At 64.7% G+C, this 11,132-nt stretch carries 11 protein-coding genes and 1 tRNA gene; 7 read left to right on the forward strand and 5 right to left on the reverse strand.

Annotation, left to right across the window (positions count from 1 at the left end; all coding sequences use genetic code 11):
* Positions 1-54: 54 nt before the first annotated feature.
* Positions 55-139, reverse strand: a tRNA-Leu gene (locus SPHV1_RS20615).
* Positions 140-280: 141 nt separating this feature from the next.
* On the opposite strand from SPHV1_RS20615, the gene SPHV1_RS25540 reads away from it, so the two are divergent.
* Complete coding sequence (locus tag SPHV1_RS25540; protein ID WP_176167931.1) at positions 281-442, forward strand: hypothetical protein; 162 nt, start codon at positions 281-283, stop codon at positions 440-442.
* Between the two features lie 28 nt (positions 443-470).
* Here SPHV1_RS25540 and sppA read toward each other — a convergent pair whose 3' ends face one another.
* Complete coding sequence (gene sppA / locus SPHV1_RS20620) at positions 471-2,357, reverse strand: signal peptide peptidase SppA (protein ID WP_054947888.1); 1,887 nt, start codon at positions 2,355-2,357, stop codon at positions 471-473.
* A gap of 134 nt (positions 2,358-2,491) precedes the next feature.
* Here sppA and SPHV1_RS20625 point away from each other — a divergent pair, with 134 nt between their 5' ends.
* Complete coding sequence (locus SPHV1_RS20625) at positions 2,492-3,472, forward strand: aspartate carbamoyltransferase catalytic subunit (protein WP_054947879.1); 981 nt, start codon at positions 2,492-2,494, stop codon at positions 3,470-3,472.
* Positions 3,469-4,719: a dihydroorotase family protein gene (locus SPHV1_RS20630; RefSeq protein ID WP_054947880.1), complete on the forward strand. Its 1,251-nt coding sequence runs from the start codon at positions 3,469-3,471 to the stop codon at positions 4,717-4,719. The genes SPHV1_RS20625 and SPHV1_RS20630 overlap by 4 nt, the downstream gene beginning before the upstream one ends.
* Before the next feature lie 140 nt (positions 4,720-4,859).
* Here the strand turns inward: SPHV1_RS20630 and SPHV1_RS20635 are convergent, their stop codons facing one another.
* Genes SPHV1_RS20635 through SPHV1_RS20645 form a run of 3 tightly spaced genes read right to left on the reverse strand, consistent with a single transcriptional unit; the run spans position 4,860 to position 7,553 of the window.
* Complete coding sequence (locus SPHV1_RS20635) at positions 4,860-6,236, reverse strand: lipopolysaccharide assembly protein LapB (RefSeq protein WP_054947881.1); 1,377 nt, start codon at positions 6,234-6,236, stop codon at positions 4,860-4,862.
* 23 nt (positions 6,237-6,259) lie between these two features.
* Positions 6,260-6,820, reverse strand: coding sequence for a hypothetical protein (locus SPHV1_RS20640; RefSeq protein WP_054947882.1), 561 nt, complete (start codon positions 6,818-6,820; stop codon positions 6,260-6,262).
* Between the two features lie 13 nt (positions 6,821-6,833).
* Positions 6,834-7,553 carry a ParA family protein gene (locus tag SPHV1_RS20645; RefSeq protein ID WP_054947883.1) on the reverse strand — a complete coding sequence of 240 codons (720 nt, stop codon included), beginning with the start codon at positions 7,551-7,553 and terminating at the stop codon, positions 6,834-6,836.
* Between the two features lie 279 nt (positions 7,554-7,832).
* On the opposite strand from SPHV1_RS20645, the gene SPHV1_RS20650 reads away from it, so the two are divergent.
* The 4 genes from SPHV1_RS20650 (at position 7,833) to bfr (ending at position 11,042) form a co-directional block, all read left to right on the forward strand.
* On the forward strand, positions 7,833-8,945 hold the full coding sequence (locus SPHV1_RS20650; protein WP_054947884.1) for an SPOR domain-containing protein: 1,113 nt from the start codon (positions 7,833-7,835) through the stop codon (positions 8,943-8,945).
* Positions 8,946-8,962: 17 nt separating this feature from the next.
* The gene (locus SPHV1_RS20655; protein ID WP_231634786.1) at positions 8,963-10,225 is read left to right on the forward strand and encodes a DUF418 domain-containing protein; all 1,263 of its coding nucleotides are present in this window, start codon (positions 8,963-8,965) and stop codon (positions 10,223-10,225) included.
* 51 nt (positions 10,226-10,276) lie between these two features.
* A complete protein-coding gene (locus tag SPHV1_RS20660) occupies positions 10,277-10,471 on the forward strand; it encodes a bacterioferritin-associated ferredoxin (RefSeq protein WP_054947886.1) in 195 nt (64 codons plus the stop codon).
* Between the two features lie 88 nt (positions 10,472-10,559).
* The gene (gene bfr / locus SPHV1_RS20665) at positions 10,560-11,042 is read left to right on the forward strand and encodes a bacterioferritin (protein WP_054947887.1); all 483 of its coding nucleotides are present in this window, start codon (positions 10,560-10,562) and stop codon (positions 11,040-11,042) included.
* The last annotated feature ends 90 nt before the right edge of the window (positions 11,043-11,132 follow it).

Raw genomic sequence — 11,132 nt, forward strand, 5'->3', positions numbered from 1 at the left:
TGGGCCCCCCCCCCCCCCCGACTCTCTCGCTTCATCCTCTCACCGCGGCGAAACTGGTGCGGGCGAAGGGACTCGAACCCCCACATCTTTCGATACTGGTACCTAAAACCAGCGCGTCTACCAGTTCCGCCACGCCCGCATTCGGATGAAGCCTGAAACTCAAGGGACGTGCCCTTATAAGCACGCGCGGAAAAGGGCAAGCGTCGCGACTCGTCATGATCCCTTGCAGGGCGATCCGTTCGGCCCCACGTTGGGTTCGAACAGCACGAGAGAGGTATCCATGGCGACGCAGCCCGGGGACGTCCCCGCGAACAATCCGCCCGAAACCCCGGTTCCGCCGGCAGAACCCAACGACCCCGGCCAGCCTGCGGAAGCCCCGCCCTACTCGCCGGATTTCGACCAGCCGGACGTCGGCCCCGAAGAAATGCCGCCGCAGGAATGAACCCCGCCTGAGCGGCCCGGAACCGGGCCTATTTCAGCCCTGCGAGAGCCGCCAGCCTGGCCGCCAGCGACAGCCCGTTGCCCGCTTCGCGGGGATCGCCGATCGCCGGCAGGTCGGGGCAATCGAGGCAATAGGCCTGCGCGCCGCGACTTCCCATGAGGTTGGCGAATTGCGCTGCGATCCGCCTTGTCTGGGCCTCCTGACGCGCGGCGACAAGGCCGGTCAGGTCATAGACCGCTTCACCGTCGCCGGGTCCGGCGAGCATGCTGCGCAACATCGATTCGAAACGGCCTTCCTTCGCGCCGAGGTACTGCGCGTGCCACTTTCCGTTGCCTACCCCGCCCTGCTTTGCCGCATAGGCCAGTGCGACGTCGAGATTTCCCATCTCGTCGACCAGCCCCAGCTCCTTCGCTTCGGCCCCCGGCCAGACGCGCCCCTGTGCGACCCGGTCGATCCGTTCCGGCGTGGTCTTGCGCGACTTTGCAACGACTCCAAGAAACTTGCCGTAGATGTTGTCGACCGATGCCTGGAGCATGTGCTCCACCTCGGGCGTGAAGCCGCCGAGGATGTCGGGCTGCCCGGATAGCGGCGTCGTGCGCACACCGTCGCTGGTTACCCCGAAGTCGGCCAGCGTCTTCTCGAAGCTGGTGACGACAGCAAAGACGCCGATCGAGCCGGTAACAGTTCCCGGCTCGGCGAAGATCCGCTCTGCCGGCGTGGACACCCAGTAGCCGCCGCTCGCGGCCATGTTGGCCATCGAGACCACAACCGGGATCTTGCGTGCCTTGTAGCGCTCGATGGCACGGCGGATACGCTCTGCCGCCATGACCGAGCCGCCCGGCGAATCGACTCGCACGACAAGCGCCTTGAAGCCCTCGTCGATGTTGTCGTCGAGCAACTTGGCGATGCGGTCGCCCCCGGCCTTGCCCGGCCCGGCCTCGCCATCGACGATCTCCCCGGCAATGGTGATGACACCGATGCTGGCGCCCTCTGCCTTGGCGGGATTCGCCGCCAGCCATGTGTCGAGACGGGTATGGGCATAGGCGGGACCATCGCCGCCCGGCCCATCGCCGGCGATTTCGGCAACGCGCCTTTCGAATTCGGTCTTGTCGCCGATGCGGTCGACAATGCCGGCGGACTTGGCCCCTTGCGCGAAATCCCCCTTCGAAGCTTCGACCCAAGCCATGGGATCACCGGCCACCTGCTCTACCTTCGACTTGGGACGCACCTTCTTCACGTCGGCCTTCCACGTCGCCCAGATCGAGCCATAGAGATCTTCGCTGGCTTCGCGTGCGGCAGGCGACATGTCGCTGCGGATGTAGGGCTCGACGTAACTCTTATAGGTTCCGGCGCGGTAGACGTGGGCGTTTACCTTGAAGCGGTCGAACAGGCCCTTGTAATAGGTCTGGGTGCCGCCGGGCCCGGCCACGAAGGCCCCGCCCATCGGATCGACCCAGACTTCGCTGGCGTGGGCCGCGAGCAGCACTCCGTCATCGGCATAGGCATTGGCGAACGTCAGCACCGGCTTTCCGGCCGCGCGCACCGCGTCGAGCGCCTTGCCGATTTCCTGCATGTGAACCATGCCGCCGCCTAAAAAGCGGGAGAGGTCCAACACCACGGCCTTGACGTGACCGTCCCTGACAGCGCCGCGCAGGGCCCGTTCGACGTCGCGGGCCTGATATTCACCGGCCGGGGCCTCGGCGGACAGCAGGAGCCGCAAGGGGCTGACCTCACTGCGCTCCTCGACGACGACTCCATCGAGATCGAGCAGCAGCGCGCCATCGACGACGCGCCCCGGCGTCGGTCGCGACGCCAGCGCACCATAGATCAGCCCGAAAAACAGCAGCAGGAAAAGCAGGGCCAGTGCATCCTTGAAGGCTACCAGCAGCTTCCAGACCTTGCGCGCGAATTGCATGAAATTACCTGCCTTTCCGCCGGCACCCATACCTGCGCCGGGGCGCAGTGCAAAGCAGTGGCTGGGGACATCGTGCATCGCCGGGTCGAATCGGCTTGAGCCGGGGAGCAGGCATGCCTAAGGCATCGTCTTCAATGACATCGCCAGAATTCACTTACCCGGAAGGCAGCGCCGCCTTCCCGCACCGCGGCCTCGTAGGCATCGCGGGCCTCGCCCCGCATGAGATCATGTTCCTCCTCGACGAGGCGCAGCAGTGGGTGGAGTTGAACCGCCACGCCCAGAAGCGGCGGGACCTGCTCTCCGGCCTGACGATCATCAACGCCTTCTTCGAGAACTCGACGCGCACGCTGCTCAGCTTCGAGATCGCGGGCAAGCGTCTGGGCGCCGACGTCGTCAACATGGCCGTGGCGACATCGAGCGTGAAGAAGGGCGAAACCCTGATCGACACGGCGATGACGCTCAATGCCATGCGCGCAGATGCCATCGCAATCCGCCACGGCAGCTCGGGCGCAGTCCAGCTGATCGCGGACAAGGTGGACTGCCCCGTCATCAACGCCGGTGACGGCCAGCACGAGCATCCCACGCAGGCCCTGCTCGACGCGCTGACGATTCGCCAGGCCAAGCGCGCCTTCAATGGCCTGCGCGTCACCATCTGCGGCGACATCCTGCACAGCCGAGTCGCCCGCTCGAACATCCTGTGTCTCACCTCGCTCGGTGCCGAAGTGCGGGTCTGCGCGCCCCCGGCCCTGATGCCTGCCGACATCGAACGGATGAACGTCCAGGTCTTCCACGATTTCGATGCGGCCCTGCGCAACGCCGACGTAGTCATGATGCTGCGCCTCCAGATGGAGCGCATGCAGGGCCAGTTCATCCCCTCCCCGCGCGAATACCGCCACCTCTACGGCCTTTCGCTGGAGCGCCTCGCCAAGGCAGAAAGCAATGCCCTCGTCATGCACCCGGGCCCGATGAATCGCGGCATCGAGATCGACAGCAATGTCGCCGACCTCGTCGACCGTTCGCTCATCACCACACAGGTCGAAATGGGCGTGGCGATTCGCATGGCCTGCCTCGACGTGCTGACCCGAAAAGCGCGCGGACTGGAGGGCTGGGCATGAGCATACACGCACCCCTGACCGTCACCGGCGGCAAGCTGGTCCTTCCCGACGGGCGGATCGAGGCCGGCAATATCCGCTGCGAAGGCGGCTTCATCACCGCTATTGGCGATGTCTCCCCGCAGGCGGGCGACGTGGTTCACGAAGCGCGCGGCAAGCTGGTCACACCCGGGCTTGTCGACCTTGCGGTCTTCTCGATCGACAAGCCCGCGTTCCACTTTGGCGGAGTCACCCGCGCGGCGCTGATGCCCGATCAGGACCCGCCGCTCGACGTGCCGGCGCGGGTGCGCTTCGCCGCGCAATCGGGCAAACCGGATTTCTGGGTCCACCCCCTCGCGGCCGCGACCAAGAACCTCGAAGGCGAATCGCTGGCCGAGATCGCCCTGATGCGTGACGCCGGCGCGCGCGCCGTCGCCACGGGGCGCAGCTGGATCCGCGATTCGGGCACGATGCTGCGCCTGCTCCAGTATGCCGGCATGCTCGACATGGTCGTGGTGACCCACGCCGAGGACTCCGGCCTCGTCGGCAAGGCCGTCGCGACCGCCGGCGAAATGGCGACGCGCCTCGGCCTGCCCAGCGCTCCTGCCGAAGCCGAAGCCCTGGCAATCGCACGCGACATCGCCCTGGCCGAACTGGCCGGCGCAAAGATCCACTTCCGCAAGGTGACAACGGCAGCCGGCCTCGACCTCGTGCGCCGTGCCAAGGATCGCGGTGCGAAAGTCACCGCAGGCGTCAGCCCGGCCTATTTCATGCTTTCGGACCTGGCCCTCGCGAACTTCCGGACTTTCGCGCATCTCTCGCCGCCGCTGCGCTCCGAGGATGATCGCAAGGCCGTGATCGCCGCCATTGCCGACGGCACCATCGACATGATCGGTTCGGGCCACGATCCGCGCGGTCCCGAGGACAAGCGCCTGCCCTATACCGATTCGGCGCCGGGCATGGCCGGTTCGGAGACGCTCCTGCCGCTGACGATGACGCTCGTTCGCGACGGCGTGATCTCTATGAACCGGGCTTTCGAGCTGCTGTCCGCCAATCCCGCAAAACTGCTGGGCGTCGATGCCGGACGCCTTGCCGAGGGCATGGAAGCGGACATCGCCGTGATCGACCCGGACCGTCCATGGATCGTCGATTCGGACGAAATGGCGGCCGCGGCAGGCAATACCCCGTTCGACAAGCAACCGATGCAGGGCCGTGTACTGGCGCTGTTCAAGGGCGGCGTTGCCGTAAAGGCAAAGAAGCCCTCCGCCTAAGGCCATCCAAGCCCCCATCTGAAAAAAATGGATGCCTGCGCTATCGCCTGCCGCCGGCAGGCGAGCGGGGCAAAAAAAGAGGCCTTCGTCCGAAGACGAAGGCCTGCAAGGTTCACATGGAACTGTTTGGGTAGGAGACTTCAGCGCCGCGCGCGCAGCGGGGCTCCTACGGCGCCGCCCTTCGGCAGGGCGCCGGGCAGCGATTGCGATTCGGAATAGGCCAGGCAACCGTCACCGCGGTTCCTGACCGAAGAGCACAGCGAATGCGCCGATGCCCGGTCGAAGCCTTCAGCGGCCACGCGGTAATAGCGCGCGCCGTTCACGACGGCTTCGGTGATGCGCATGGTGTGATCTTTCAGTGAAGGATTGCGCTTCACGAAGATGCCCCAGGCTCGCTCGGCCCCTTCGCGAGACTGGAACGATCCCAGTTGCACGAGATGGGTCTGGATTTCGGTCCGGCTCGACTTGGCCTTTTCGGGCTGGGCGATCTTCTCGGTCGACATCCGTTCGAAAGTCGCCTGGAAATTGCTTTCGCTCTTGGCGACCTTCTGAATCACCGGCTTGGCAACGAAACGGTTGGAGGGCCCAGTCTCGACGTGTTGTTCGACAACCTCGTTGACGGCAGCAAGCGAAGCCCGCTCAACCGGACGCGCGGCCGGTGCCGGAGCCGGATCGGCCTGATCGGAACCACCCCAGAAGCTCTCGCCCGTCTTCACCGGCGGCAGTTCACCGGCGGGCGCCTGACCAAAGGCAGGAGTCGGAATATCGGTACGTGCAAGCCGGGCTGCATCTTCCTTGTTGCCCAGTGCCAGCGCGGTTGGCTGCCCCGGGTCTGCGCGCAGCGGTGCGCCAAGCAGGCCGGCGACGCGGGCTCGCGACGCATCGGGGCGGGCCTTCGAAGCCCAATCGCTCAGACGCGCATCGAGCTGGTCTGCCGGAACATCCTGCCCCGCGATCAACCGCGCCTGCATCCACTGTCCCTGAAGGGCATAGGCATAGGCGAGGTTCTGCCGGGTCTTGACGTTGTTGTCGTCCTCGCTGCGAACCGCGTCGGTCAGCACGGCGACGCCCATTTCGGGCTGTCCGGCGAGGGCAAGGGCAAGGCCGAAGTCGCTTGCCGGAATATCGTTGCGCCAGCGGCCCAGAACCGAGATCGCCTCGGCATTGCGGCCTGCGCCGATGTAGGCCAGCGCCATACCGAGACCAATGCGGGCGTTATCCCCGCCCAGCGTGACGGCATCCTCGAACGTGGTCGCAGCCGAGTCGAAACGTCCCGCCGAAAGGTAAGCCTGCGCCAGTTCGGTGCGCGCGGACGCGCTTTCGGGCGAACGGGCGACGCGCTTTTCGGCACGCGCCACCGCGGCTCCGGAACCAGCGTCGTTGAGGCCGCGCGCCACAGGCGCACTGGCGCTCGATGCAAACGGCGACTGGCCGGCGCAGCCCGAAAGCATGACAACCGCCATTGCCGAGCATACGGCAAGCCCAGTCGTCCGGGTCCGGTTTTCGAAACCTCGCATTGTTCTGCCCCCCTCTGCCTGCTTCAGCTAGGCTTGCGCGCAGTGCCGGTCAGCGCGAACAGCTCCGGCATTTCAGAAAGATACTTGTCGAGCGCCTCGGTCACGAGGACCTGCGCGCTGCGGTTGAGAACCACGCCGGCCATCTTGAGACGGAAATGCCGTTCCGCATCGAGACGCAGGGTGAAAGCGGCGCGGCGACCCTCCGGCAAAGTCCGTGCCGGCGGTTCGCTGCGTTGCATGCGGTTGGCGAGCTGTTCGATCTGGCGCAGCACTTCGGGCACTTCATGTCCGTTGCCTGCGTCGTTCGCGCTCCTCGCCGGTGCCTGTTCAGGACGAGCCATGACCGGACGATTGGCGCTGAAACGGTTTTCCGGCCTTGGCGCAGGCGCTTGGGCCACGTTATCCTCGCCGCCATGGGCGTGACCGAAATCATTCCAGCCCAAGTCGTCCATCTTGCGCGGATCGATCGGGATTCCGCCTGCCGTGAACCTGGAGGTGTCCTGCGGACGCATCGCCGGCCGGGCACCGCCCTTGCGGGCAAGAAGCCTCGGCGAGAGCGAGGCGAAATCGCGGGGCTCGCTCATGCCTTCTCTCCCCTCAGGAACCGGCCACGCGGCGACCGAAGCCACCGACCGGGCGATGGTTGCCCTGGATCATCGGCGCGCTGGCCGGGGCGGAGAAGACCGTGCGGCGGAAGTTCTTTTCCAGGCGGTCGGCCACGTAGTTCCACAAGGCCGTGACTTCCTGCGAGGAGCGACCATTGGGATCGACTTCCATCACCGTGCGGCCATCGATCATCGAAGCCGCAAAGTCCGTACGCTGGTGCAGCGTGACCGGCGCAACCGTACCGTGCTGCGAAAGGGCGACGGCGGCCTCTGCCGTGATGCGCGCCTTGGGCGTTGCCGCGTTGACCACGAAGATCAGCGGCTTGCCCGAACGTTCGCACAAGTCGACGGTTGCACCAACGGCACGCAGGTCGTGCGGGCTGGGTCGGGTCGGAACGACGATCAGTTCGGCAACCGAGATCACGCTCTGGATGGCCATGGTGATGGCCGGCGGCGTGTCGATCACGGCGAGCTTGAAGCCCTGCTGGCGCAGGACCTGCAGGTCGCTCGCAAGGCGGGCGACTGTCGTCTGGGCGAAGGCCGGAAACTCGGCTTCACGTTCGTTCCACCAATCGGCCAGCGACCCCTGCGGATCGATGTCGATCAGGACGACCGGGCCAGCGCCGGCGCGTTGGGCCTGAACGGCAAGATGCCCCGAAAGCGTGGTCTTGCCGGAACCGCCCTTCTGCGATGCCAAAGCCAGTACTCGCAAATCAAAGTCCCCCGAGAAGTTGCGATACGCAGTAAAAGTCTCGAGAGGTGGGATCGCAGATCGGTCCTAATTTCCGGTTAATCAACGCCGTACCGGCCTCGGGGCCCGATTTCGCCCAGTCATGCGGTTTTTCGGGCTTCGGAAAGATACCCTTCACCATTCCCGTTTAGGAAACCGGACAGTGCAAATCGGCGCTGCCTCGATCTGAAGACTGGTACCTGCACCGTAGTTTCGCTTACCATTGCGGAACCTGGCGGCAATCAACGAGTAATTTTCGCTGTGAAGAAATTTCTCCGATTTTTCCGCAATCTGGGCCTTTGCGCGACTCTGCTCCCGCTCGTGCCCACGCCGGCCTTCGCTGACGTGAAAGCAGGAGTCGACGCGTGGACCGCGGGCGACTACGCTGCTGCCGTGAGGGAGTGGAAACCGTTGGCGGCCACCGGTGATCCGGATGCGCAGTTCAACCTCGCCCAGGCTTACAAGATGGGCCGGGGCGTGCCGGAAGACATTGCCAAGGCCAAGGATCTATACGGCAAGGCCGCTGCCCAAGGCCATGTGCAGGCCGCGGACATCTACGGATTGCTGCTGTTCCAGGATGGCGAACGGGCCATGGCCATGCCCTATCTCGAAGCCTCTGCCGCGCGCGGCGATCCGCGGGCGCAGTACATCATCGGCGTGGCACACTTCAACGGAGACCACGTCGCCAAGGACTGGGTGCGCGCCTATGCCCTCGTCAGCCTTGCACAGCAGGCCGGCCTGCAACAGGCGACCAATGCGCTGAAGCAGATGGACGAGCACATCCCGCTGGCGGACCGGCAGAAGAGCGTTGCGCTTGCTTCTCGCATCGCCGCCGACGCTCAGGCCACGCGGGAGCGGGAAACCGCGACTGCCGAACTGGGCAATGGCACCCTGCCCTCCGCCACCCGAACCGACAGCGTGCGCGCGCCGCAGATCGTCACTGCCGAAAACGCCGTAGCCGAAGCCGTCCGCGCGACCGGCAGCGCCAGCCCGGCAACCGCCGGGGCCGACTACACGCCCAAAAGCGTTCCAGCACCCGGCACACCTTCCCCGGCCACCACGAAAGCGAAGATCCTTGCGAACCCGGCTCCGAAGAAGCCTGTCGAGGCCGCAAGGCCCACCCCGACAGGTGTGCCCAACACCAGCGGTCCATGGCGGGTCCAACTTGGCGCGTTCGGCGTAGCCGGCAATGCCGAACGGCTCTGGGCAAAGGTCAGCAAGCGCCCTGAACTTGTCGGACATGGCAAGATCCTCGCCCCCGAAGGCAGGCTGACCAAGCTGCAGGCCGGCGGCTTTGCCTCGAAGAACGAAGCGGATGCCGCCTGCTCGAGACTATCGGCGGGCGGCTTCACCTGCCTCCCCGTGAGGAACTGATCGACGCAGCACTCGCCTTGCAGTCGCCCAAGGCGATCGCAGGCAGCGCCGAGCGTCTCGTCACGCTGGATCTCATTCGCGGCGCCGCGGTTCTAGGCATCCTTGCCATCAATATCGCCGGTTTCGCCGGCCCCAGCATCAATACGATCACCCCCAGCCTGCCGCATCAGGCCAGCCTTGCGGACGAGGCGGCCTGGGCTTTCGGTTTCGTCTTCTTCGAAGGCAAGATGCGTGCACTCTTCGCGATCCTGTTCGGGGCCAGCCTATCCCTCTTCTGCGAGAGGGCCGAGAAAAACGGCAGCGACGGCGAACTCCTGCAGGTTCGCCGCCTGTCATGGCTGATGCTCTTCGGAACGCTGCATTACCTGCTGCTCTGGTGGGGCGATATCCTGTTCGTCTATGCCGCCTGCGGCATCGTCGCGCTGCTGACCCGCCAGCTTTCGACGCGCCTGACACTGATCCTCGCGCTTGCCATTCTCGCCAGCACGCATGTCTGGGCAATCATGGCCGCACTGCCCATCGTCCATGCCGAGGAAGCGGTCCGTCTAGGCACAGCCACGTTAGCGCAGCAACAATCGGTCACCGCGCGGCTCGATCTCTACTGGGACGAAAGCGCGCGTGAACTGGCCTTATATACCTCCTCCTATCTCGACATCGTAACCGCCAAGCTGCACGACGATCCCTTCTGGCTCTTCACCATGGCCAGCAGCACTTATGGAGAAATCCTTCCATTGATGATGCTGGGCATGGTCCTGCACCGCCACGGCTTCTTCGCAGGGACCTGGCCGACCAGGCGCATGAAAGCCGTCGCCACTTTCTGCACCTTCGCGGGACTGGTCCTGACCCTGGCCGCATTGAACTGGGCCTGGCCGCGCCACTTCCCGCCCATCGCCATGTACATGATGATCTCCCACGGACTCGTCGTGCCGCATGTCCTGACCGCCATCGGCTACGCCGCCATTCTCGTGCTTGCCGCGCCTGCACTTGCCCGAACGCGAATCGGACAGCGCCTGATCGCCGCCGGTCGCATGGCCTTCAGCAATTACATTTGCACAAGCGTGGTGATGACGGCGATCTTCTACGGATGGGGTTTCGATCTGTTCGGCCGGGTCGGACCAGCCGGGCAATGGCTGTTCGTGGCGCTGGGCTGGACGCTCATGCTGGCATGGAGCGAACCGTGGCTGGGCCACTGCCGCCGGGGGCCGCTGGAATGGCTCTGGCGCTCGCTCGTCATGCGCAAGCTACTGGATAATCGTCGGAATTCCGCGATTTTAAATTGATATTGCGATCCATTCTCATTTGCGTATGATGGCAGACAAGAGGATTCGCTTATGTATGTCTGCATCTGCAATGCGATTAAGGAAACGGACCTGAGGGCGGCCGCGCGCTGCTGTCAGGGCAATGCCGAGACGCTCTACGCTGCCATGGGCCGCACGCCGCAGTGCCGCCAGTGCCTTGAGGAAGCGGAAGAGATCATCGCCGACGAAGTCGGCTGCGATCTGTCGGTTTCTCTCGTCCACCATTGAATTAGGCCATTGATTCTGCGCCCACCGGCCTTGTCAGGCCGAAGCCCTGCGCCCATATTCGCGGCTCGGTTGAAAAGGAGCACGCGCGATGAAGGGCGACCCACAAGTCATTGATTTTCTGAACAAGGCTCTTTTCAACGAGCTGACCGCCATTAACCAGTACTGGCTCCACTACCGGATGCTGGACAACTGGGGCATCAAGAAGCTTGCCGCCTACGAGCGCCACGAATCGATCGACGAGATGAAGCACGCCGACGTGCTGGCCGATCGCATCCTGTTCCTCGATGGCCTTCCCAATTTTCAGGCGCTGGGCAAGCTGCGCGTCGGTGAGAACGTCGAGGAAATCCTCAAGGCGGACCTCGCTCTCGAACACGATGCCATTCCGCTCCTCAAGGAAGCGATCGCCCACTGTGAAGCGGTGCGCGACTATGTCAGCCGCGAAGTCTTCGAGCGCATCCTCGAAAGCGAGGAAGAGCACGTGGATTGGCTGGAGAAGCAGTTCGACATGATCGAACGCATGGGCATCCAGAACTACTGCCAACTGCAGAGCGAGGCCGCAGGAGAGTCCTGAGCCCAGGCAAGGCGTCCATGGACTTCATCTCGCGCCTCGACCTTTCGATACCGTTGATCCAGGCACCGATGGCGGGCACCTCGACGCCCG

It is taken from the genome of Novosphingobium sp. KN65.2 (assembly GCF_001368935.1).
GTDB classification, from domain to species: Bacteria; Pseudomonadota; Alphaproteobacteria; order Sphingomonadales; family Sphingomonadaceae; genus Novosphingobium; species Novosphingobium mathurense.